The sequence below is a fragment of the Methanosarcina sp. KYL-1 genome (assembly GCF_024372725.1).
Classification (GTDB): domain Archaea; phylum Halobacteriota; class Methanosarcinia; order Methanosarcinales; family Methanosarcinaceae; genus Methanosarcina.
Window position 1 is genome coordinate 26,381 of record NZ_VOUA01000023.1, and the last position, 23,982, is coordinate 50,362.

The window sequence follows — 23,982 nt, forward strand, 5'->3', positions numbered from 1 at the left end:
CTACTGTAGGTTTACGGTTGTGTTAAAAGTATGGAAAACGTTCCTGAAAAATAGACCAAACAGTCAAATGTAAGTTCATAATCTTGCCCCACAATGCTTACAGAATTTAGCGTCGATGTCATGTCCCTCAAAACTGCAATTTTGACATACCCTTCCTTTAGAGTATTTGCCTGCATAGGTGATCTCGGATGTGACAATGCCTGTCGGGACCGCTATGATGCTGTACCCTATTATCATGATAACCGATGCCAGGGCCTGTCCGAGATTCGTCTCGGGGACTATGTCCCCGTATCCCACGGTTGTAAGGGTTATGATTGCCCAGTAGATGCTCCGGGGTATACTGGTAAACCCGCTCTCTGGCCCTTCGATAACGTACATCAGGGAGCCCAGTATCACCACCAGGTTCAAAACAGTAAACAGGAATAGGGTTATTTTTCGCCGGCTCGCACGTAAAGCTCTTATCAATAAATCAGCTTCACCAAGATACTGAGCAAGTTTGAGCACCCTGAAAACCCTGAGTAACCGTAAACTCCGGATCACCAGCAGGTACCGGCTGCCTGGCAACAGCAGGCTAAGATATGTCGGAAGAATTGCCATCAGGTCTATGATACCAAAGAAACTCGTGGCGTATCGGAGGGGGCGGCCAACACAGATAAGGCGCAAAAAATACTCCACTGTGAACAGTATCGTGAAAACCCATTCCAGGATATAGAACAAATTGCCATATCTAACCGCGATACTGCTTACGCTGTCGAGCATAACGACAATAACGCTCAGCAGGATGCTAAGAATCAGGACTTCATCAAAAAGCTTTCCAGCGGGGGTGTCTGCTTCAAATATTATTGTATATAACGTATTTCGCCAATTACTCTCAGGCGGCCTATTTTGCGGGTTATTTTTCACTGAAGCAGCCATTGTTAACATCCACGCAGCAAGAGTTTGATACGCAATCAAGGTTTTAAGCTTTTGAAGATGAGCTTATGATGCAACATCTTACAAAGCAGTTACGCCCACCTATGTTTCACAAGGTAATAAGTATTTTCTTGCAGTGGCTTAAGGTTATAGTAGGGGAACTGCCTCATTTTTTTGGTATAGTTTTATAAGATGAAACATGTCCATTAATATAACGAAAGTGATATAATATGTCCTGTACTTATATAATATCTCAAGCAACCTGGTTTCTGTATGATTTCAAATTTTGTTTGAGAGGTGTTCCATGAACAGCAACACAGCAGTGAAAAATCTTGGCATCGGACTGGCAGTCACAGGTTTCATCTTGCTGGTGGGATATGCCCTTTATGATTTTTTTACCATAGAGTCCAGCCTGGTACTTAAAATGTCCATCGGGGCAATTGTAGCAGGTATAGTACTGGCTTTATTGGCCCTGATAAAGGAAAAAATGGGTGCTGAGGATAAGGAGATTGAAAGGAGATACTAGGTGAGAACATGATAATCGCAACCACAGATACAATAGCAGGAAAGGAGATCACACGTACCCTTGGAATGGCCCGCGGCAGTACTATTCAGGCCAAGCATATCGGCAAGGACATCATGTCAGGGCTGCGCAGCGTCGTAGGGGGCGAACTGACAGAATACTCAGAGATGCTTGAAGAGGCAAGGGAGAAGGCGATCAACCGCATGGTGGAGGATGCCGAAAAGATGGGGGCTGATGCCGTGGTAAATGTCAGGTTCATGACCTCCATGGTTATGGCAGGGGCAGCCGAGATACTTGCATACGGAACAGCTGTAAAGATAAGGGATAAGGAATAATCATTGTTCATCAGGTAATAAAGAAGTTTTCACTGCGCAGCTAAGTCTTCACAGCGCAGCTAACGCTGTCTCAACTTATTCATCCCATTCAATTCACACAGTCCTTTAGCGGCGGCTTTTAAGACTGTTGTTGAGTATCTTTTGGAGTGAACTTTTCAGACCGGAACTTACTTTCCACTCATCTTTTTACCATTTATTTCGGGAAAGCCGGACTTGCGGCCGGGAGAGTAACGGGTCGATAAGGCTATTCCAGTAAGTTCGGCCTTAGTTCAGGAATCCTTCAATTCAATGGCTGCTAACCCTCTGTCAGGAAACCGCAGGATCGTTTACGAAGACCTGGTTCAGGATCTCGATTACCATTAACGCGTCAGAAATATTGTAAGAATTAAGGAGGAAAAGGAGAAAAAATTGTAAGAAATAAGGAGAAAAATCGTTTTTTACAGGGTTCTGCTTCCTGAGAAGCATGAACCCTGCTCTTTTTTCCCGGTGGAAAAAAGAAAAAAGGTTGTTTGAAGTCTTTACGATATCATCCAATGTGGATGTAAGCGTTCACAAGTTTCCTGATTTCTTCGTTCTTGCCGTAGAGTCTCTCACTGAGCTGGTTGTCGTTAAGGCCTTCAAGATATTTTACGGAGTCGTTAATCATACCTTCAGTAAAGACATCGTACTGCATGAAAACATCCTTCAGGTTCTTCAGGGCCTGAGCAGACTCGTAGCAGGAAGCAGGCAGGTGTTCAAGCTGGGCAAGCCTGTCCTTGTGCTCTTCCTTGAAAATGTTGACACCGATGTAGAGGTTCTTTGCAACCTCAAGAGCGTTGTCCATTTCAAACCCGTGGCGGATACCTACAGCAAAGGCTGCAAGGAGGAGGTAAAGATCAGCCGAGGGATCTGCAGCGCGGAATTCGAAGGTAGATTTGTAGCTGTGGCTCTTGAACTCATCGTCGTAATTTGGATTGGCGGTGGCTATCATCCTGCTGGATTCTTCAGCGAACCAGCCAAGGGGAACACGGACAAGGGCAGAGCGGTTCCTGTCTCCCCAGCAAATATTTGTAGGAGCTTCCTGGTGGGGGACAAGGCGCAGGTAGGATGTGGGGATCCTGTTTCCAAAAGCAGTGATTCCTGATGCAATGTCAAGAAGACCAGCCATTGCACACTTTGCAGTGTCACTAACATCGCCGTTCTCGACCATAACGCTCTTTCCGTCCTTCAGGAGCTTCATATGGACGTGCAGCCCGCTTCCGGCTTTTCCGACAGTGATCTTCGGGGCAAAGCTGACAATTACACCGTACTGGTCTGCAAGCATCCTGAGCATCCATTTTGCAACAAGCAGACTTTCGACACTACTCTCAGGTGAGTCAGTCTCGAATTCGATTTCGTTTTGCTCGTAGTAGTACTCATCGTCAGTGAAGTTCCCGACTTCAGAGTGCCCGTATTTGATTTTTCCGCCAGCTTCGGAAACGTACATCATTGCTTCCTTCCTGAGCTGATCGAATTTGGTAAAGGGATTGGACTCGTGGTATCCTCTCTGGTCAACGGCCGGGAAATTCATGTTGACTTCATCTTTGTTGGCGATGATGTAGTATTCGAGTTCGCCCATTGCCTGGAGCTCGTAGCCTGTCTTCTCGGTAAGAGTCTGGAGAGCCTTCTTCATGACGGTTTCAGACGCGCTTTTGAGGGGGGTTCCGTCCTTGTCGAAGTAGGAACAGAGGATATCCAGAGTGGGGATTTCTTCAAAAGGATTTACGAAGGCGGTCCTGTATTTAGGGAGGACGTAGAGGTCACTTGAATCTGCCTCAATGTACGTAAAAAGGCTTGATCCATCTACTCTCTCACCGGCGGAAAGTAAATTGTCAAGGTGCTCTTCATCTCTGATCACGAAGGTGAGGGCTTTAAGTCTTCCATCCCCGCCAACATAGCGGAAGTTGAGCATCTTAATGCCGTTTTCCTTAATGAATTTTATAATGTCTTCTTTGGTGAATTCGCTTGCTGGTTTGTTGAGGTACTGTACCAGTTTGTTCGGATTAAGTTCTATTGATGATGTTTTCATAATTATCCCTTCTTTTGATTGAAACACGTCCGATTAGAATATTCGAGTATTCAAAGCCTCATTTCAATACCGAATATTTTTCAGGCTCGCTTGTTCCCACATCAATCATAATTTTGTGAATTCTTGCCTGATAGGAAGAAGATAACTTACTGCTGTCTATATAAACGTTTCCTTTGGAAGCTCTTTGTAAAAAAGTGGAAATTAAAAGAAAAGAATCAGGAGGCGGCTTTTTCTAACACTTGAAACAGATACCTCAGGAGGGCCTGCCCAATAGATATATTGGGCGAGTACCATACAGTAATTAAATAAATATACTTGTCGAATGGACAGGCAGCAGCCTGATTTTCAGGCTGGCATTTCTTGCCGTTTCCTGCCGACTCGAGAGAGAGGGGAAAGAAAAGATGGAGAGCTATAACGTTCCCGAAATTGCCGGAAATGTTTTCTGGGTCGGGGCAAAGGACTGGAACCGCCGGCTGTTTGATGCGCTGATCCCGCTGCCCGAGGGTACGAGCTATAACGCTTACCTCGTGAAGGGAGAGGAAAAAACAGCCCTTATCGATACCGTGAACCCGGGGTTTGAAAAAGAATTCGAAACTAAAATTAACACGGTCTCCGGCCTGGAAAAACTGGACTACCTAATCATGAACCACGCCGAGCCCGACCATTCGAGTGCAATCCGTTACATCCTGGAAAAAGCCCCAAATGCCGTGCTTGTCACAACGGAAAGAGGCGTAAAGATGGCCAGGATCTATCACGACATTCCGGAAGAAAGGATCCGGACCGTTGCCGAGGGAGACAGCCTCGACCTGGGGGGAAAGACCCTCCGCTTCATGGAAGCCCCCTGGCTCCACTGGCCCGAGACCATGTTCACCTATCTGCCGGAGGACAAAATCCTTTTCCCGTGCGACTTTTTCGGAGCCCACACCGCCCAGGGGACCTTTGACGAAGAGATCGAAGACCTTATCCCCCTGGCCAAACGCTACTTCGGGGAGATCATGATGCCTTTCCGGAAAATGGGGGCAAAGGCCCTTGATAAACTCAAGGACCTTGAAATCGAGATGATCGCCCCGAGCCACGGCCCGATCTACAAAAACCCAAAGCGGATCATGGACGCCTATGCGAAATGGACGGCTGGGGAAACCGAAAACAAAGCCCTCGTAGTCTATGTAAGCATGTGGGGCTCCACAGGCGAGCTGGTCCGGACTATGGTCGAAACCCTGCTAAAAGAAGGAATCGAGGTCCGCCTGTATGACCTTGCAGTTTCCGACATAGGAAACGTTGCCCAGGAACTCGTGGACTCCCGGGCCGTCGTGCTCGGGACACCCACTGTCCTTGCAGGCATGCACCCGCTCGCCCTTCACGGCGCTTCCCTGATAAAAGCACTCAAGCCCCCCGCAAAGTACGGGGTCCTGCTCGGCTCCTACGGCTGGGGAGGAGGGGCAGTAAAACAGGCAGGAGAAATCCTGGCCCCCCTGAACCTTGAAGTTGTGGGAACGGTCCAGGTAAAAGGCAGGGCCGGGGCAGAAGACCTGAAAAAAGTAGAGGAAATCGGACGCGAGCTCGCTCAAAAAATGAAAGGGTGAACTGGAGGCCGGATGGCCTGAAATTTCCGGGTTCAGGCAATTTAGGAATTCAGGCCATTTCCGCGTTCAGGCCATTTCCGCGTTCAGACCATTTCCAGGTTCAGGCCTTACTTAACATTTGCAGCAGGAGCCGGGCATATCCGTAAATAGGGACTCCGATCAACGCTCCCCAGAAAGGCATGAGAACTTCTATTCCCCACCACCCTTCAAGCCCTGCAAGCAGTAGTGCACCTGCCAGGGAGCTGAGCTGGGCTGCCTGAACCCTTATCGGAGTTAAGGGGCTCCCGGAAAGGTCTCCTTTTGTCCTGATTTTCCGGGAAAAAAAGATATGAGGCAGGAAAAGAAAGGATGCTGCAAGCACTAACATTCCTGCATCCCCGAAAATGACTTCTTTTCCTCCGGCTACTTCTACTGTTCCGGCTGCTCCGGCTCCAGAGAGTGCAAATAGGGAAATGAGAAATGCAGCTCCTGAAAAAACCCTGTGGTTGCGGTTTGGTCCGGGGAGGAAACCGTCCAGGAAAAAGGCCAGTGCAGCAATCAGGCCGAAGATCCAGCTTTCCTGCAGGGAAAGCCAGCCTGAGAGCAGCAGCACCCCCACGGAATCGGAAAGTTTTGCGGGAAGGCCTGTGCTCCTGTTTATGATGCGGATTGAAAGAAGAAACAGGAACAGGGCGAGCAGCCCGGGAGAAGGAAGAAACGGAGAAGGGAAAAAAGGAGAAAGGAAATACAGGAAAAACAGACAGGCCATAAAGGCTGCAGCAAAAGCCGAGAGCTCATTATCAGGATCAATTTCCCTTGCGAGTGCCCAGGCAAAAAAGACAGAAAAACCTGCCCTGAAACCTGAAACAAGTGCCACAGAGACCGGTTTTCCGGAAAAAAGTTGAAAATATGCAATCCCAAAAAGGAAAAGGAGGCTGATTACCGCAATGGCCCTGTTTGTGGGATAGGACAGGTCAATGGAGCGGGTGATGGAACTCAACCTGTTAATTTGCATACAGTGTGTTAGCAGCTTAAAGAGTATAGGTCTTCCGTATTCAATCTTCTTTCGACCTCCATTTAAGAAGGAAACTGAACGCCTGGAAGCAAAATTTTCAGAAACATTGTTTCTCCGGGTATATAATTATCTCCGGGTATATAATTACTTGAATTTCAAATGTAATTCCTGGAAAAATATTGCTCCGGGAGGGCTCAGGAGAGGCTCAGGGAAGAGGCAGGGAAAAGGCGGGGAAGGCTCCGAAAAGCCTGCTGAAAGCCTGCGAGAGGGGGAAGGCGGTAAAGGTTACCTGGGGTTTGCTTTATTATGGAGAGGGGTTTGCTGTGGAAGGGGAGTCGACACTAAAGCGGGAGCTGAGCCTGCCGGAAGTCACGCTAACCGGGATAGGCAGCATTCTTGGGGCAGGGATTTACGTGCTTGTGGGAAAAGCTGCGGGGCTTGCAGGCAACCTTGTATGGTTCTCCTTTCTGTTTGCAGGGGTGACTGCTGCACTTTCTGCCCTCAGCTACATGGAACTTTCTTCCATGTACCCCCGGGCCGGGGCAGAGTATGAATTTGTCAGGAGGGCTTTTGGGGAAAGGACAGGGCTCCTTGTGGGGCTACTGATTATCTACGTGGTGGTTATCACCAGTTCTGCGGTTGCCCTGGGTTTCGGTGGCTACTTCAGTACCCTTTTCGGGGCAGGAATCTTAAGCGGGGCAATCGGCTTAATCCTTGCCCTGGGCCTTATAATGCTTTACGGGATAAGGGAGTCGGCGAGGCTTGCGATTCTTATCACGCTGATAGAGTTTTCAGGGCTTCTGCTTATTATCTGGGTGGGGCTTCCTTATCTGGGCTCGGTCGATTACTTTGAGGCTACGAGCCCAGCAGGGGTTTTTGAAGCTTCGGCCCTGATCTTTTTCGCATTTCTAGGCTTTGAAGACATTGTCCGGCTCTCCCAGGAAACAAAAGACGCCGAAAAGACCACGCCTATGGCCCTGCTCCTTGCAATCTTTTCTACGGTTCTCATTTATGTCTGCGTGGCAGTAGCAGCAGTAAGCGTGCTTGACTTTCGGGCCCTGGGGACTTCAGGTGCCCCACTTGCCGATATTGCGGCTGTGGCCCTAGGAGCTGACGCTTTTGCCCTTCTTTCCTGGATCGCCCTTTTTTCCACGGTAAACACCGTACTTGTCGTGATGCTGGGAGGCTCAAGAATCATCTACGGCATAGCGGACTCGGGTTCGCTCCCAAAAATCCTGGCCAGGGTCCACCCGCGGTTCGGAACCCCCTGGGCCGCAATTTCCTTCATAGTGGTCCTTGCTGTCGCCTTTGTTTTCCTGAGGGACATTGCAACCGTAGCAAACATTTCAAATTTCATGATCTTCATTGTCTTTTTCATGGTCAACCTCTCCCTGATAAAGCTCCGCTATACAGAACCCGAGAAAAAGCGCCCCTTCAGGGTCCCCCTAAACATCGGCCGTTTTCCCCTGCCTCCGGCCATAGGCGCCCTTTCAACAGTATTTTTATTCCTCCAGCTGAGTGCCGAAGTTATGGCTTATGGTTTTACCCTGGCAGGCATTGGCATCCTGGCGGTGTTTCTTAAAACAAGAGGAAGAAAGGAGTGAACCAGAAAGGGAAAGAGAGGAGTGAAGCAGGACGTAAAAAGAGAACTGACCACCCAGGAAAACTAAAAAAACCGGAAAAAGCTTGAAACTTCGTTAGAATGAAAATAAAGGTTAATTCAGCTTTTTTTTTGAATATAACGATTTTAATTGAATATTATGAGGTTTTAAACCTTTTTAAATCCTTATATTCTTCAAGAATTAGTTTTATATACTTAAAACACTATTTGGACCACTTTATCTACGGATTTTTCAAATAATCAATCCAAAACTCTTAAAAATCGATTTAAAGCGATTAAGTACTAAAAATTAAGAATCAGTTTAAGACCGAATAAGGAGTAGATATGAGAAAAGAGGCATATGAGTTTCCACTGGAAGATTTTATCTCCAGTGAAGATTTCAAAAAGATTAAAAAGTTTTCCAAGGACAAAGAGACTCCGTTCCTTATTGTGAATCTGCAGAAGATTGAGCGAATGTACGATGAAATTATCGAGCATATGCCTTTTGCAAAAATTCACTATGCAGTAAAAGCAAACCCCATGGATGAGGTCGTTCTTGCCCTTAAAAACAAAGGTTCCAGCTTTGATGTGGCAACAGTCTATGAGCTGGACCAGCTACTCAGGCTTGGGGTGGAACCTGAGCGGATCAGTTACGGAAATACGATCAAGAAGGAAAAGGACATTGCTTACGCCTATGAGAAGGGCATAAGGCTTTATGTTACGGACTCCGAAAGCGACCTTAAGAAGCTTGCAAAAAACGCACCGGGTTCGAGGGTCTTTTTCCGGATTCTCACGGAAAGCGATGGGGCAGACTGGCCGCTTTCCAGGAAATTTGGGGCTCACCCGGACATAATCTACAAGCTAATCCTGAAAGCCGAATCCCTGGGGCTGGAACCTTACGGGCTTTCCTTCCATGTGGGTTCCCAGCAGCGTGACATCGGACAGTGGGATAACGCAATTTCCAAGTGCAAATACCTTTTCGAAGCTGCGGGTGAAAAAGGCATCAAGCTGAAGATGATCAACCTGGGAGGAGGCTTCCCTGCCAAATATCTCTCCCCGGCCCACGACCTTGAGACCTATGCCCACGAAATACGCCGCTTTTTACACGAGGACTTCGGAGAAGAACTCCCGGAAATCCTTATAGAACCTGGCCGTTCCCTTGCCGCCGATGCCGGCATAATAGTAAGCGAAGTGGTCATGGTCTCCAAGAAAGCCAGGTTCAACCAGTACAGGTGGGTCTTCCTTGACATCGGGAAGTTCGGGGGCCTGATCGAAACCCTCGACGAATGCATCAAATACCCCATCTACTGCGAAAAGAAAGGCAACGCCGAAGAGGTAATCCTTGCAGGCCCTACCTGTGACAGTATGGACATCCTCTACGAGCACCACAAATACGCCTTCCCCCACACCCTTAGGGAAGGAAACCGCGTCTACATCTTTACAACAGGCGCCTACACCCAGAGCTACAGTTCCGTAAACTTCAACGGCTTCCCGCCGCTGAAGGCGTATGTGATTTAAAGTACGTGATTTAAAGGGCCTGTGCGCCCTATTCTATTTTTTATTTTTCTACTGCTTCCTTTGTCCCGATTCTTTTGTACCCGGTTCACATGCACTTTTCCCGCAAGTATAGCAACGAATTGAAGGCAAAAAAAGGACATGCTGCATAAATTACATGCATTGAAGCCTGCAAGCTGGAAAAAATGGCAAAAAGACCCAATATAAAAAAGGCAAATATCTTATGTAAATTTTGTAATTAATTTTGTAATTAAGGTGGATACTTTATATTTGTTGAAAATTTCACTGCTGTGAAAAAATACAATGGGGTCAAAATTTTAGATAACATCAAATATTTTACATCGGTTATGATATATAGCTCTGTGATTATAAAAATAAGTAGATTGAGAGTTAAAGGGTTTCCTCTCGATCACCTGGGTTGGATCATCGATAGGGGCCTTTGACGGGAACCTGGCCCCTGTCACACACTTCTAAAATATACACTTAAAATACTTTTTGTATATTGCGCCTGGTTTTTGAAATGTCCTTCATGATAAATAAAGCTTATGAATGGTCATACTATTTATTCCAGGTTTAATTGTCCATCCGGCATGTTCTTTCTCCCTGGCATTTCTTCTTTTTCCTAACAGTTTTTACGCTTTTTGGACACCTGAGAGTTTCCAATTCTGTGATACTGCAGGTCCTCATAGACTGTTATTTTGCTCTGCATTATCCGCAAGCATCCGCAAAAGTAAGGACAATAGACAAAGAAAAGGAGAGGTAAGAATGACTGGTAAGAATGACTGGTAAAAATGAACGACAAGAAAGAACGACAAGAAAGAACGATAAAAGGGTATCCGTATTTTATATAAAATGCCGAGAAAATATATAAAGCCGTAAAAAGTTTCAACAACGGAAAAATAAGTAACGTGGTTGAAGATTAAAACAACAAATTACTTTTTACATCGATTATGATATATGGGTTTACAACACTATAAAGGAAATGTAGATTGAGAGTTAAAGGGTTTCCTCTCAATCTCAGGGCTAGATGATTGATAGGAGTCGTTGAACGGGAACTCGGCTCCTATCACCTACTTTTGAAATGCCTTTCGTTTTGCTATTTTATTTTTTTAGAGGTATTATTTCTAGATAAAGCTTGTGAAATTCCATGAATGGAAAGGATTTTTAATGTTGAAGGTATGTCGGCATCATCGGTACCATCTACCTGTCCTTCTCCTTTAGTCTCATATTTTTCGGAGGGAAAAAAGACGGCCAACACTCGCCTGTAAACATGAATCAAAGTAAGGAACACTTTACGGAACACTTATCTCATTTTTACTTCCTTTTACATCCTTTTACGTTTTTACTTCCTATCCCTTCAGTTAGACTCGTTTTTACTTCCTATCCCTTCAGCTAGACTCGTTTCTTCAGCCCTCTCAACGGTGTATTTCTTTACTCCGATCTGTAGATGTCCAGCAGACAGGAAACAGGTGAAAGCTATTAAAGTTGCATAAAAGGTTTTGGAGAAAAAGTTGGATTAGAGAAAAACACAAAAATGGCTTTACACGGAATTTTAATGTATAGATAATTATATTAAAGCCGTAGAAAAATTCAATGCCCCTGAAACTTTCAATTGCAGGAAAAGTATAAAGATGATTGAATAATTAAGTAGGGTTACATAATTTTAAACGATTATTATATATAGAACAACATAATAATAAAATACATGTAGATTGAGAGTTTAAGGGTTCCCTCTCAATCTCTGGGGTTAGATCATTGATAGGGATCTGTTATAAACGGGAACCGGATCCCTATCTCCGATTCATAAAAGACTTTTGATTTGGACTGCCTTTTTTTGTAATGTTTTTGCATATTAATAAAACTTGTGAGTGAATTAGATTGAAAGGAGCCTTAACGCTTAATTCTTAATTTTTAATCATTACTGATTAACCCCCGGTATGATGTTTCCATGATGCATCCAACCCTTTGTGACTGAGCCAGTCTGCCGGTGGAAATTCTGTTTTGTTTGCACCATTACCGGCTTTTTGGTCGCTTTTACTTTTTGCCTTTTCTTTCCTTTTCTTACTTTAGAAAGACCGGGCTTACTCCTCTGGACAAAAGATGAACAGAAAAAATGCCGTGAGATGAAGACTTCAGCTTGTAGGAGCTAAAATTCAGGATATTGAGCCAGGGATATTGAGCCAGGGATATTGAGCCAGGGATATTGAGCCAGCTATTTTTCTCTTTACTTGAGGAGCGCTGTGTAAAAGTAGGCGACAGCCATTCATATTCGTCATACATATATACTAATGGAAAACTCCGTCGGTTTCCCAGCCGGTGAGAGTGCAGGCACCTGAAAAGCAATTTGAAAAAGGTTTTATTTATTTCGATTTGATCGAATAAATATCAACTACGTAAATGTAGATGACCGAAGAAATAAACACCGAAGAAATTAACGCCGTTAAAAATTACAATGAAGGCAAAAATTAACATCATCATACAAGATTCCAAAGGCAAGAAATATTTTGGATCGGTTATGATATATATGTACACGTGATTATAAAAAGTGTAGATTGAGAGTTTAAGGGTTTCCTCTCAATCTCCGGGGTTGGATCATCGGTAGGGGCCGCTGGACGGGAACCAGGCCCCTGCCAATTACTTAAGAGTTTATTTTTATCTTGTAGTGCTTGAGAATTTATTTTACTTATAGTGCTTGAGAATTTATTTTACTTACATAGTACTTGTGAATTTATTTTTACTCTTATTCCACATTATTTATGAGGTACTTAACTTTTATAAACCTTATGAGTGGTCCTAAATTTTAAAATTACTTCCAGTAGTTGAGCAGCGCAGGTTGCATTTCTTATCCTATTTTAAGCACAAAATGTTTATTTTCAATGAGCAAGTTGCTTTTTTTGAGAGATCTGACAAACATTAAACGGTTAAAAAATAGTATTTACTGATAAGTAGATTCAACAATCCGATTAGGAAATCTTCATGTATCAGGCCTTTACTCATTTGCGCTATATCCCTGTGGAAAATGATCTTAATGAAAATTTTCCATTTCTATTTTAAAGGGCTAATCCTTTTTCATTTTAATTTATTTCCTGCTCTAACCTCGCTTCGCTCGGACAAAAACAGTCAGATATACCGATTTCCTGCTCCCGGACCCAAATCAAAATCAAATCACAAACCCACCCAGGGAAGTCTTAAAACTCCTCAAAAAACGGACCCCACTTTCCCAAAAATCCACACTTTCCGTGCGCGTTCCTGCATTTAAAACCGCCGTACTGTGTGAGAAAATCCAGGAAATCTAACGAAAGAGGGAAAATATCAAGATAAAAAGTAAGATAAGAGCAAAAAAGACAAAAGGAAAAAAATAAAAAAGAAAAAACTGGAAAAAAAGTAAAATGGGTAAAGAACGGCAAAAAGCAGTTTGAGAGGTGGTGAAAAGCGTTTATGCCGCTCTTTAATTTAAACGACTTCTTACATCTATTTTAACCTTTCTTTTTTGATTTGTGTTAAAAAATTTTGCTGCTGATTTTAAAATGGGGGAAGTGTACGTGAAGGGGAAATTCAAAAAAGAAGGCTTGCAGGCAGATGAAACTTCGGTCCAGCCGCCTGTTTGCCGGTTGAATTAAGAGTTTACCTGAAATTTGCCTGAAATTTGCCTGAAGTTTTACTCAGGCGTTTTCTTTAGCCCACTCTGCCCCGGCTTCCAGGACCATCTGGTTGAAAGCGATTACTTTGGGCTTGCCGGCGAAGTTCTCGGCAAGGGCTTCTTTGAAGGCAAGCTCATCAAGGCCGGTTACTCCGAGGCCCATCAGGACTCCGAGCATGAAGGAGTTGGCGGCCCTTTCGTCCCCGGATTCTTTGGCTTTTTCGGTGGCCGGGACTGCAAAGGCTCTCACGCCTGCAGGGGTCTCGGCTTCTCCGATAGTTGCGTCGTAGAGGATAACCCCACCTTCCTTTACTGCCCCTTCGAATTTTTCAAGGGAGGGGCGGTTCATGGCGACCAGGATGTCAGGGGTGTAGACTGTCGGGGAGCCTATGGCCTGGCCTGAAATCACGACCGAGCAGTTGGAGGTCCCTCCGCGCTGTTCCGGGCCGTAGGAGGGGAACCAGGAGGCGTTGAGGTTTGCCTTGCAGCCGGCCTGGGCGAGGATAAGGCCCATGCTCAGGACGCCCTGGCCTCCGAAACCTGCAATCTTGGTCTGGACAGGAGTAAAATCTGTCCTGGGGGGAATTTCCTCGGCTCCGGCTTCAATGCCGAAGAGCTTGTCCAGAGTTTCTTTTGTGAAGTCGCTGGTCCCGCGGTCAAGGGGTTCGGCTTCTTCGGAGTTGTCCCTGAAGTTCTTGAGCGGGAATTCCTTTTCCATCTCCTCGTTGATGAACTTGATAGCCTGTTCGGCGTCCATCTTCAGGTTGGTCGGGCAGGCGGCAAGCACTTCCACAAAAGCGTACCCTTTGCCGTCGCGCTGGACTTCGAGGGCTTTCCTGACAGCCTTCCGGGCTTTCCTTATGTGGGAGATGTCCGAGACCGAAACCCTTTCAATAAAGACAGGGGCTTTGAGGTTGTCCAGGAGCTCGCACATGTGGAGCGGATAGCCTGCAAAGCGGGGGTCGCGGCCTTCGGGGCAGGTGGTAGTCTTTTCGCCCACAAGGGTTGTGGGAGCCATCTGTCCGCCGGTCATGCCGTATACGGTGTTGTTTACGAAAAAGACAGCGAGCTTTTCGCCCCGGTTTGCCGCCTGGAGGGTCTCGTTCAGGCCGATAGAGGCAAGGTCACCGTCACCCTGGTAGGAAATGACCACAGCGTTATCCTCAGCCCTGGAAACTCCGGTCCCGACTGCAGGAGCGCGGCCGTGGGCGACCTGGATGTTTCCTGCATCAAAATAATAGTAAGCAAAGACCGCACAGCCCACAGGGCTGATCATGACGGTCCTGTCCTGGATCCCGAGGTCGTCAATGGCCTCGGCAATGAGCTTGTGCAAAACCCCGTGTCCGCAGCCGGGGCAGTAGTGGGTGGCTGTGGGAGCGGCTCCACCCTTCCTCGGGAATTCCGCATACAGGGCGTCAGGCCTTTTGATTACCTTTTCATCACCTATGATTTTTGCTGCCATTTTCATGCCTCCCCTGCAACTTTTCTGATTTTGTCCATAACCTGGTCGAGGGTAATCAGGTTTCCTCCCATACGGTTTACGAGTTCCACCGGCTTTGAGCAGTTGATGGCAAGCCTGATGTCATCAATCATCTGCCCGTTGCTCATCTCCACTGAGATAAAGGAACAGCCTTTGTCAGACAGGGCTTTTAACTGCGCCTCTGGGAATGGGAAGAGGGTCTTTGGCCTGAAGAGCCCTACCTTGAGGCCTTCCTTTCTGGCAAGGTCCACGGCAGACCTGCAGATCCTGCTGCTGATCCCGTAGGAGACCAGAACGACACTGGCATCGTCGGTCAGGTATTCCTCGCAGTCGACCTCGTTCTGCTTGATCAGTTCGTATTTTGCCTGCAGCTTTTCGTTAAACTGCCCGAGTTCGTTGAAATCCAGGAAGATCGAGGTGATCAGGTTCGGCCTGGTTTCGGCAGTGCCGTTTACAGCCCAGGTTGTATCGATTTTCGGGACTATGGCTTCTTTTGGGAATTCCAGGGACTCGATCATCTGCCCGAGCACCCCGTCCGCAAGGACCACTGCCGGGTTCCGGTACTTAAAGGCGAGTTCAAAAGCCTTCATTGTGAAGTCGCACATCTCCTGCACGGAATTCGGGGCAAGTACGATGTTCTTGTAGTTCCCGTGCCCTCCGCCCTTGACCACCTGGTTGTAGTCGGCCTGTTCGGGCCCGATGTTCCCGAGCCCCGGCCCTGCCCGCATGACATCCACGAGCACACAGGGGAGTTCCGCACCTGCCAGGTAGGATACGCCCTCCTGCATCAGGCTGATTCCCGGGCCTGAAGATGAGGTCATTACCCTGTGCCCTGCGGATGCGCCGCCGTAGACCATGTTGATTGCGGCTTCTTCTGACTCGGCCTGGACGAATTTCCTCCCGATTTTAGGGAAGTACTTGGAGGCGTCGTGCAGGATTTCACTTGCCGGAGTGATGGGGTATCCGAAGAAACAGTCGCATCCGGCGTACATTGCGCCGATGATTATTGCGGAGTTGCCTTTTACTAGTTGTGTTGCCATCTTTTTTCCTCCTTCCTGCCTTACTCGGTTTCTTCCTCCTTCAGGGGGATATGGATTTCGATTGCCAGGGGTTCCGGGCAGGTGTAATAGCAGTTTGCACAGCCTGAGCAGCCCTCACCTTTATACACAACGTAGTGATAGCCCCTTGCGTTCAGGCCCTCACTCATGGAAAGCACGCCTTTGGGACATGCAAGGAGGCAGCGCCCGCAGGCCTTGCACTCCAGGATGTTGATAACAGGGTAAGGTTCTTTTTTATCACTTTTTGACATGTCGGATCCTCATATGGTTTTATTTCCCGTCTTTTTTCAGGTTCTCCACAGCCTTATATCCCCTTTCCCGGGTTTAAGGGCCCTGTTTTCCGGATTTATCCCTTCCTTTTTGACTTCTATTTTTCACTTTTTCTTTTCCGGAACTATTCATGCCCCTGTTTTTGCAACCGGTTTTCCCTGGAAAGTGGAGAGCCTGCCATTTTTCGGAACTGTGTATATAAATAATCTATAACTGCAAAAAATTAAGATACAGCCATAAGGGTACAGTCCGGGGTCGGTCCCCTTTCAGAGCAAACTTCTCAGGAAAAGTTTAAGGTACTTATTTCTTTCCTTTCCAGACCTCTCTTCTTCTTTTCAGAGCCTTTTTTGATCAGGTCCCTTTTTCCATCTGGCAGGGAAAGATTCCTTAAATTTCCTCTTAACTTAGACTGTATTCCTGACTGTATTATATCATTTTTTATTTTTTATTGTTTCTGATCCATGTCCCGGATTTCCACCCTGCGGATCTTTCCACTGATGGTCTTCGGGAGCTCGGGAACGAATTCCACGATCCTGGGATACTTGTACGGGGCAGTAACACTTTTTACGTGTTCCTGCAGCTCTTTCTTAAGTGTCTCGCTTGCGGTATAGTCCTTCGTAAGCACGATGGTCGCCTTGATGACCTGGCCCCTTACCGGGTCGGGGGCTCCGGTGATTGCGCACTCAAGCACTGCAGGGTGCTGGATCAGGGCGCTTTCCACTTCAAAGGGCCCTACCTTGTACCCGGAGGTCTTGATGATGTCGTCAGCCCTTCCCACAAACCAGAAGTACCCGTCTTCATCCATCCAGGCCATGTCCCCGGTATGATAGTAACCGTCGAACCAGGTTTCTCCGGTCTTTTCAGGGTCCTTTCCGTAGTGGACAAAGAGCCCGACCGGTTTTTGTTCCCTGGTGTTGATTACGATTTCCCCTTCTTCTCCCACCTCACAGAGCCTGCCGTCCCGGTCCATGAGTTCAACCTTAAAACCGGGGGTTGGCTTTCCGATGGACCCTGGTTTTGGTTCCATCCAGGGGAAGGTCGCAATTGTAACAACGGTTTCGGTCTGTCCGAACCCTTCCATGAGTTTGATGCCCGTAAATTCCAGGAAGCGGTTGAACACCTCGGGGTTCAGGGGTTCGCCTGCAACGACCGCATACGTCAGGCTGCCGAAGTCATACTGGGAGAGGTCTTCTTTGATAAGGAAGCGGTAGATGGTGGGCGGGGCGCAAAACGTCGTAACCCCGTATTTGGAAGCTTTTTCCAGCATGTTTTTTGCCTCGAAGCGGTCGTAGTCATAGACAAAGACCGCACAGCCGGCAATCCACTGCCCGTAGAGCTTTCCCCATACGCATTTTCCCCAGCCGCTGTCTGCGACCGTGTAGTGCAACCCGTCATCTTCGACTTTTTGCCAGTAGCTTGCAGTCAGGATATGCCCCAGGGGGTAGGTATGGTCATGTTCCACCATTTTCGGGAAGCCGGAAGTCCCGGAGGAGAAGTATACCAGGCAGATGTCTTCATTCTTTGTAGCAGCTTCCCCTGTGGGCCTCTCGAAATCGGGGGAAGTTTCTTCGAGTTCTTTCCTGAAATCGATCCAGCCGTCCCGGGGCTCTCTCCCGACCAGGGCCTTTTTAAGGGGGATGTCTCCGCATTCGGCATGGGCTTCGTCCACCTGCTCAGGGACCTCGTCTTCGGAAATGCAGACGATCATCTTCAGCCCGGCTTTTTCTATCCTGTAGACTATATCCCGGGTTTTCAACATGTGGGTTGCAGGGACCGCTATTGCTCCCAGCTTGTGCAGCCCCAGGATGCAGTACCAGAACTCATAGCGGCTTTTCAGGGTAAGCATCACATAGTCGCCTTTCCCGACCCCGTGATTTGCAAAAAAATTGGCGGCTTTGTCGCTGTAATACTTGAGGTCTTTGAAGGTGAAGATCTTCTCTTCCCCATAATCGTCGCACCAGACCATTGCCCTTTTTTCAGGACAGGCCTTCGCATAGGCATCGACCACGTCGTATGCAAAGTTGAAATTTTCAGGGACGAGGATCTTGAAGTTTTTCTGGAAATCCTCGTATGACTCAAAATCAGTCTGTGAAACAAATCGGCTCAGCAAGGAAGTCATTCTGGACACCCGTTTTAAGTGCTTTCTGTTTGTGCTTTCTGTGAGATTTGAAGCTTGTATGATTCAAGCTTATATGATTGAAGGCTCGTGTGATTCAAGCTTTTATGATTGAAGCCTGTATGATACTCGAAGGCTTTCGGGGCAGTACTCGTAATCGGTATTTATGACTTAATCGGCATTTGATGAAAATTCACATGATTACGGCCAGGAACTTTGCAGGTTTTCCTCCAAGAGCTTCCATGGCGTGCTCATAGTTGGAGTCAAAAAATATGGAGTCACCCTCATTCAGGATTATTTCATTGTTGTGGATGTAGACTTTCAGGCTTCCCTCAAGCACGTAGTTGAACTCCTGCCCGGGATGGGAGTTGGTTCCGGGTCTTATGCCCTCGGGTTTGGGCTCGACCGTAACGATGAAAAACTCTGATTTTTTGTGGATGAACTTTTCAGCCAGGTTCTGGTATTTGTACTGTTTTCTTCTCTCCACACTGACCCCCTTTCCCTCACGGGTGACGGTAAAGATGTTCATCCGGGGCTCTTCTCCCGTAAGAAGGGTTGCCATGTCCACCTGCAGTTTGTGGGCAATCTCAAAGAGGATGCTGGCCGGAATGTCCTCGGTTCCGTTTTCGTAATTCTGGTAGGTTTCGGCCTGTACCTGCAGATAATCTGCCATTTCTTCGAGCGAAATATCAGACAGCTCCCGCAGTTCACGGACCCGGGATGCGATTTCCTTGATTTTTTCCTGCATGCAAGATCTTCTCCAGCTGGATGTATTTAGGGAACTTAACTTGAAGTTTATTTAAAAACCTTTGTACTCTACCGGGGCTTTCCGGACCCTGTTGAAGGAATGGAGCTTTTCCCCGCAGAACATTGAGAATTATAATTAATATACATTACCATTCACGGTTCAGACCGGAAAGAATGTATTAGAATAATTTGAGGGTAGAAAGTGATTTATTTGAGGGTAGAAAGTAGTTTTATTTGAGAGTAGAAAGTGATTTATTTGAGAGTAGAAAGTGGTTTATTTGAGAGTAGAAAGTAGTTTTATCCGGTTTTTGAGTCTTCTCTATTTCTAACAGCAGCCTGCGATCAATGCCACAAGGTTTTCCTGGTGGTTTTTTACCTCTTCTCCGGTGGCATTTTTCAACCACTTTTGCCCTCCGTGGACTGCGTGGTCCCCGCAGATGAAGAAAATGGTGCCTTTTTGTGAATTCTGAAAAACCTCTCCGAGATTTTCGTCCACGGCTTTTGCAGCTTTTTTTAGTTCTTCCCAGCTATCGGCCCGATGGGAGAAGCGGTCAAGAGCCCGCAGGTGCACGGCCAGGATGTCAGGTTTTTCCCTGAGGGCCTGTACGGCGTACTCCGTAATCTTTCGGTCATAGTCCAGGATGTCTTCGGAATCCGGGACCCCATAAAACTCTTTTATCCTGCCCCTGAAACTCTCCGCCCCTTCGGATTCGATCACGGCGGAAGCTTTCATCCCTGCCTGGTAAGCCCATTCCATGATGCTTTTCAGTTTTGGGTTCTCAGGGTCTTTTGCCCTTTCAACATAGATGTCCCCTGTTGAAAATATCCTGTGCTCCTCCGGGAAATAGCCTGTAAATATGGACGCAATCGCAGGAGAGGTGTGGGTCGCAGGGGACTTGCATTTAAACAGGACCCCTTCCCTGGCAAGAGCTTGCAAATTTTGCATTACGGGGCAGAGGCGCCTGAAAAGGGAATAGCCCAGGCTGTCGACAATGATTATTACCGCTCTTTTGCAGGGCTTTCCTTTGGTAAAGGCTTCGACCTCGGGGATCGGCTTCCCTGTGGGAAGGACCATGGGGATTTCCAGCAACTTTGAAATCGTAGGAGCAATGTCAATTGTCCTGCACTCAAAAGTTTCCATGTACGCTCGAATGTATAATCTGGCAGGACGGTTTATATTTGTTTCCTGCAAAGACAGTTTAACAGCTGCAATAAATTATTTTTTTATTTAAAACCGTATTCATGAGACCTATCCTGTGCTTATCCTTTTGCCTTTACACCTGTTTTTTTAAATGATCCAGGCATAAATAATTCCAGAATGATGAACGAATTCGAGAAAGATGAAAAAATGGATAAAGAAGAAACTGAAGGGGAAATTGAAGAAGATGAGGAAAATGGAGGGGACGTTGAAGAAGATGAGGAAAACGAAGAACTCCCTGAAGGAGAAGAATTTTCCGAACTGATAAAATACACCTTGCCGGGTTATGCCATAGGGCTTCTTGCAGGCATTTTCCTGGATTTGCAGGGTTACCAGAGAAGCCCTGTCGGGCAGTGGATCGTCCGGACCCTGGCAGGGGAGGGGGAAAGTATCTTTGAGGGGATCTATTCCGTCAGGCAGCGCTTCCGGAAGGCCGAAGGCAGCATGGCAGAAGCCTACGGCTGGGGTAAATTGTTCGGGCTTGCAGTCCCCTGGGTCATCGATCTTGGAAGCCGGCTGGCAGGGGTAGACGTCTACGGCATCCAGGGTTTTTACATTCCTTACTTCTATGCCCTGAGCGACCAGATAGGAGCTAATATTTCAGGCCTCCTGTTCCTGAGGAGAAAAGAAGGGGCCTGGAAAGCCGGCCTGAACAGGTATGTCCGTCATCCGGTTATGCTGGCAAGCCTTTTCGTAATTACGCTTGTGCCCCTCGGGCTTTTTGCAGCCAGGTTCCTGGGTTTTAGCCCCACCACCCAGACTTTCACCGCCCTTGAGACCATTGCCGCAAACCTTTGCTGGGTCCCGCCGCTTATGGGCTGGCTGCACGAGAAGTACCGCTAAACCCTTTATATAAAATGACAGCTGCGCCCAGGGTATATATAGGAGATATAACTACATATGTAGTATAAACACTACATATGTTGTGTAAGCTATTAGGTCACAGCTCAGATTACTAAGAAGGCATCAAAGCACAAAAATAGAACGGCATAAAAATGAAATTGAACGAAGGTGTAAAAAAATGAAGAAAATAATAGCAATTCTCCTTGGCGCACTGTTGATAGGCACTTTAGGGGCAGCGGTTGTCAATGCCGTAGCTTCGGATGATGCAGGAACAGGCTACGGGTACGGACATATGCGTATGTGGGCTGCAAGAAACGGAGGAGCGGGTTATGGTGCGGGTTACGGTCCCGGATACGGACCCGGCAACTGCCCTGTATACGACTCCTACTGTCCCTATGCCTCCACGGATGAAACTGTAGAACTTGAAGTAGAGACCGCAGACGAAGCCTTTGAAATCGCAAAGAAGAAGATCGATTCCGGTGTTTCAGAGGATGACATCTATCAGATGGGCCGATGGTGGGTAGTTTTTTATGAGAATGAGGACGGCGTTTACAAACAGGCCAGAATCGATGCGGTGACAGGTGACGTGTTTACCGACTATAATGTTCCTGCAGAGCCTCAGGCTGGCGGAAGGTATGCAAGAGGAACGGGTTATTGCAGGGCTTATGGCTACTAAGCCATTCCTTTTTTATTGAGTCCGAGCCCGAGACCCTGATTCGTATACAGCCAGCAAAAACCCCTTTTACCCATCAGTTTTTATATTTATGGCAGTGATAAATGACTCAGGAAAAACCGGACAATATAAAGAGAACTTAAAGAGAACTTGAAAAAATAAAGAAAAAAGATACATTCGGTAAAGGTCTGTTTTTTCGAGGTGAACAGTTTGAACGGTATGGGATACGGCATGTACGGTTCTATATGGGGTTTTTTGCTGAACATTCTCATCATCCTGATCATTGTTGGTGCAGTGGTCGTGCTGCTGAGCAGGTCCGGCTATGCAGCTCCCAGGGACAACGAGAAGCTTGTGAGGATCGAAAAGGATATAGAAGATATCAAAAAGACAGTTGAAGAAATTAAAAATAAACTGGAAGAAATCTGAAGCTCAAAAACATAAAACTCAAAAATCAGAAGCTCAAAACTTAAAGCTCAAAAATCTAAAGCTTAATATGGATAGGACAACTTCAGGAATGAAGGCAATTTCAGGGAATGTTTCCAGGTCCAGCGTCAACAAAAACATGTGAAGGTATTCCTGATGACAAAATCACTTCAGCAAATCGTTGATATCGGCGAGGCCCTTTCTCATCCTGTCAGGTTAAAGTTGCTCTACCTGCTGGCCGAAAGGGAGAGGTACGTATACGAACTCGCCAAAGACCTGGACCTCTCAAGACAGGTGGTGAACCTGCACCTCAAACGCCTGGAAAAAGCCGGATTTGTTGAAAGTGACCTGCGGCTTGAGGATGACGATATGCGGGCCAAGAAATTTTATCGGTTGAAGGAGTTTGAAGTTTCCCTGGGGATGGAAGACCTGGAACGAATTTTTGGATAAGGATGATCAAAGTTAGCTAACCTGGACCAAAAACCGGTCAATCGTCATGCTTTTTTCCCGATTTCTTTGTGCTTCTATTTTGTACTGCTTTTTTGCACTGCTTTTTTGCACTGCTTTTTTGCACTGCTTTTTTGCACTGCTTTTTTGTACTGCTTTTTTGCGTTCTACCTGCTCATTCCTTAAATGCCACAAGAAAGAGCCTGTTAAAGACCAGGTTCACTTCTCCCTGTCCACCGGCCTGCCGGACAAAGGCTTCTTTTACGATTTCCCTGAAAGTTTCCACATACCCGGCGTCAATCTCACTATCGTAGCAGTCTCGGTTAAGGTATCCCGCGACCGCTGCCCCCGAAAATATGTCAAAGACTTCTTCTGGCGTGTGCGCTGTCTTTACGCTCTCTATTTTTGCCAGAAGCACCCGAAAGCCGTGTTTTTCAAATAATTCCCTGTACGCAGCTTCGGTCTCAAGAAAAAACCAGGGGGCTTTAAAGTGAGAAAAGACCTCTCCTGTCCTCGGGTCTTCTGCTACCTTTTGAACCGCTTCTACGAAGTTGGGGCTGTACACCTTTTTAGCAGGCGCCTGCACTCCAAGCTTCCCCCCTTTCCGAAGAGCCCGGGAGCAGTTGTCAAGCGCTCTTTCCGGGTCACTGAACCACTGGAAGGCAGAATTGCAAAAAATCACATCAAAACAGGCTTCACAGTCCAGCTCTTCCGCACTCCCGACCTCATAGCTTATGCCCATCCCCCTGCTTTTTTCTACCGCTTCTTTGATCATCCCTTCGGAAGGGTCGATTCCGACCACTTTCCCCCGGGTAATTTCCCTGATCTTCCTGGTAGGCTTCCCGCTCCCGCACCCCAGGTCCAGCACATCGTCAGCACTCCCTATTTCAAGCAAGTCTAAAAGCAGGTCTGCCGCAGGCATCTGGACCAGGGAATGGGCCTCGTACCTGGCAGCAATTGTTGAAAAGTCAATCTTCAAGTCGTAACCCCCATTGACCTGTTATCTGTTTAATCCTTTATCCTTATTTTTCTCATTCCCCGATGTCCTCGTTCCAGATTTCCGGATATTTACCGATGAACTCCTCCATCATTTCCCTGCATTCCGGAAGGTCCAGATCTATAACCTCCACACCGTGGACTTCCATGAATTCCTTTGCACCTTCAAACGTCCTGGACTCCCCGACCACTACCTTTTTTATTCCAAACTGCACCACGGCCCCTGCACAGAGGTAGCAGGGCATAAGAGTGGAGTACAGCACCGTGTCGTGATATTTTACGATCCTTCCTGCATTTCTCAGGCAGACTATCTCCCCATGAGCAAGGGGGTCGTTGTCCTGGACACGCCTGTTGTGACCTCTACCTATAATCTTCCCATTCCTGACAAGGACGGAGCCGATGGGGATTCCACCCTCCAGCAAACCGGTTCTTGCTTCTTCTATTGCAGCTTTCATGAAAATTTCCATTGCTACTCCTCTTTTATCTTTTCCATTTTTGCGTAGAAGCGGACCAAAAAGAAGAGTAAAGAGGTCTGAAGCCTTTCAGCTCTTCAAATGGGTCCTTCAAATTCAAATGGGTCCT

The 23,982-nt window shown here is 46.9% G+C and carries 21 protein-coding genes; 9 read left to right on the forward strand and 12 right to left on the reverse strand.

The window, feature by feature from the left end:
- Positions 1 to 75: 75 nt before the first annotated feature.
- Positions 76 to 915: an ion transporter gene (locus FTO70_RS13750; RefSeq protein WP_255336360.1), complete on the reverse strand. Its 840-nt coding sequence runs from the start codon at positions 913 to 915 to the stop codon at positions 76 to 78.
- A gap of 301 nt (positions 916 to 1,216) precedes the next feature.
- Here FTO70_RS13750 and FTO70_RS13755 point away from each other — a divergent pair, with 301 nt between their 5' ends.
- Both FTO70_RS13755 and FTO70_RS13760 read left to right on the forward strand, forming a co-directional pair.
- Positions 1,217 to 1,438, forward strand: coding sequence for a hypothetical protein (locus FTO70_RS13755; RefSeq protein ID WP_255336330.1), 222 nt, complete (start codon positions 1,217 to 1,219; stop codon positions 1,436 to 1,438).
- 8 nt (positions 1,439 to 1,446) lie between these two features.
- Positions 1,447 to 1,770: a YbjQ family protein gene (locus tag FTO70_RS13760; protein ID WP_255336331.1), complete on the forward strand. Its 324-nt coding sequence runs from the start codon at positions 1,447 to 1,449 to the stop codon at positions 1,768 to 1,770.
- Between the two features lie 306 nt (positions 1,771 to 2,076).
- Here the strand turns inward: FTO70_RS13760 and FTO70_RS13765 are convergent, their stop codons facing one another.
- Positions 2,077 to 2,304 (reverse strand): hypothetical protein, encoded by a 228-nt coding sequence (locus FTO70_RS13765; protein ID WP_255336332.1) that lies wholly within the window; start codon positions 2,302 to 2,304, stop codon positions 2,077 to 2,079.
- Positions 2,297 to 3,817: a glutamine synthetase family protein gene (locus tag FTO70_RS13770; protein WP_255336333.1), complete on the reverse strand. Its 1,521-nt coding sequence runs from the start codon at positions 3,815 to 3,817 to the stop codon at positions 2,297 to 2,299. The genes FTO70_RS13765 and FTO70_RS13770 overlap by 8 nt, the downstream gene beginning before the upstream one ends.
- Before the next feature lie 401 nt (positions 3,818 to 4,218).
- Between FTO70_RS13770 and FTO70_RS13775 the strand changes: the two genes are divergently transcribed.
- Complete coding sequence (locus FTO70_RS13775; RefSeq protein WP_255336334.1) at positions 4,219 to 5,400, forward strand: FprA family A-type flavoprotein; 1,182 nt, start codon at positions 4,219 to 4,221, stop codon at positions 5,398 to 5,400.
- A 100-nt stretch (positions 5,401 to 5,500) separates the two neighbouring features.
- On the opposite strand, the gene FTO70_RS13780 is transcribed toward FTO70_RS13775, so the two are convergent.
- Positions 5,501 to 6,394 (reverse strand): hypothetical protein, encoded by an 894-nt coding sequence (locus FTO70_RS13780; protein ID WP_255336335.1) that lies wholly within the window; start codon positions 6,392 to 6,394, stop codon positions 5,501 to 5,503.
- Positions 6,395 to 6,573: 179 nt separating this feature from the next.
- Between FTO70_RS13780 and FTO70_RS13785 the strand changes: the two genes are divergently transcribed.
- Positions 6,574 to 7,998, forward strand: coding sequence for an APC family permease (locus FTO70_RS13785; protein ID WP_255336336.1), 1,425 nt, complete (start codon positions 6,574 to 6,576; stop codon positions 7,996 to 7,998).
- 341 nt (positions 7,999 to 8,339) lie between these two features.
- Positions 8,340 to 9,512, forward strand: coding sequence for a type III PLP-dependent enzyme (locus FTO70_RS13790; protein WP_255336337.1), 1,173 nt, complete (start codon positions 8,340 to 8,342; stop codon positions 9,510 to 9,512).
- 3,659 nt (positions 9,513 to 13,171) lie between these two features.
- Here FTO70_RS13790 and FTO70_RS13795 read toward each other — a convergent pair.
- From FTO70_RS13795 to FTO70_RS13820, 6 genes are all read right to left on the reverse strand, one after another.
- On the reverse strand, positions 13,172 to 14,611 hold the full coding sequence (locus FTO70_RS13795) for a 2-oxoacid:acceptor oxidoreductase family protein (protein ID WP_255336338.1): 1,440 nt from the start codon (positions 14,609 to 14,611) through the stop codon (positions 13,172 to 13,174).
- 2 nt (positions 14,612 to 14,613) lie between these two features.
- On the reverse strand, positions 14,614 to 15,669 hold the full coding sequence (locus FTO70_RS13800) for a 3-methyl-2-oxobutanoate dehydrogenase subunit VorB (protein ID WP_255336339.1): 1,056 nt from the start codon (positions 15,667 to 15,669) through the stop codon (positions 14,614 to 14,616).
- 20 nt (positions 15,670 to 15,689) lie between these two features.
- The gene (locus tag FTO70_RS13805) at positions 15,690 to 15,938 is read right to left on the reverse strand and encodes a ferredoxin family protein (protein WP_255336340.1); all 249 of its coding nucleotides are present in this window, start codon (positions 15,936 to 15,938) and stop codon (positions 15,690 to 15,692) included.
- Positions 15,939 to 16,402: 464 nt separating this feature from the next.
- On the reverse strand, positions 16,403 to 18,076 hold the full coding sequence (locus FTO70_RS13810; protein WP_255336341.1) for an AMP-binding protein: 1,674 nt from the start codon (positions 18,074 to 18,076) through the stop codon (positions 16,403 to 16,405).
- A gap of 190 nt (positions 18,077 to 18,266) precedes the next feature.
- Positions 18,267 to 18,821 (reverse strand): helix-turn-helix domain-containing protein, encoded by a 555-nt coding sequence (locus FTO70_RS13815; protein WP_255336342.1) that lies wholly within the window; start codon positions 18,819 to 18,821, stop codon positions 18,267 to 18,269.
- A gap of 324 nt (positions 18,822 to 19,145) precedes the next feature.
- The gene (locus FTO70_RS13820) at positions 19,146 to 19,961 is read right to left on the reverse strand and encodes an alkaline phosphatase family protein (RefSeq protein ID WP_255336343.1); all 816 of its coding nucleotides are present in this window, start codon (positions 19,959 to 19,961) and stop codon (positions 19,146 to 19,148) included.
- A gap of 180 nt (positions 19,962 to 20,141) precedes the next feature.
- Between FTO70_RS13820 and FTO70_RS13825 the strand changes: the two genes are divergently transcribed.
- From FTO70_RS13825 to FTO70_RS13840, 4 genes are all read left to right on the forward strand, one after another.
- Positions 20,142 to 20,861, forward strand: a complete 720-nt coding sequence (locus FTO70_RS13825; protein ID WP_255336344.1) for a hypothetical protein — start codon at positions 20,142 to 20,144, stop codon at positions 20,859 to 20,861.
- A gap of 178 nt (positions 20,862 to 21,039) precedes the next feature.
- On the forward strand, positions 21,040 to 21,537 hold the full coding sequence (locus FTO70_RS13830) for a hypothetical protein (protein ID WP_255336345.1): 498 nt from the start codon (positions 21,040 to 21,042) through the stop codon (positions 21,535 to 21,537).
- A gap of 207 nt (positions 21,538 to 21,744) precedes the next feature.
- Positions 21,745 to 21,960, forward strand: coding sequence for a hypothetical protein (locus tag FTO70_RS13835; RefSeq protein ID WP_255336346.1), 216 nt, complete (start codon positions 21,745 to 21,747; stop codon positions 21,958 to 21,960).
- Between the two features lie 153 nt (positions 21,961 to 22,113).
- Entirely contained in the window at positions 22,114 to 22,407 is a 294-nt protein-coding gene (locus FTO70_RS13840) for a winged helix-turn-helix domain-containing protein (protein WP_255336347.1), read from the forward strand.
- Between the two features lie 172 nt (positions 22,408 to 22,579).
- Here FTO70_RS13840 and FTO70_RS13845 read toward each other — a convergent pair whose 3' ends face one another.
- Together FTO70_RS13845 and FTO70_RS13850 are read right to left on the reverse strand one after the other, a co-directional pair.
- Entirely contained in the window at positions 22,580 to 23,383 is an 804-nt protein-coding gene (locus FTO70_RS13845; RefSeq protein WP_255336348.1) for a class I SAM-dependent methyltransferase, read from the reverse strand.
- Positions 23,384 to 23,435: 52 nt separating this feature from the next.
- Positions 23,436 to 23,867, reverse strand: a complete 432-nt coding sequence (locus FTO70_RS13850) for a nucleoside deaminase (protein ID WP_255336349.1) — start codon at positions 23,865 to 23,867, stop codon at positions 23,436 to 23,438.
- Positions 23,868 to 23,982: the final 115 nt, after the last annotated feature.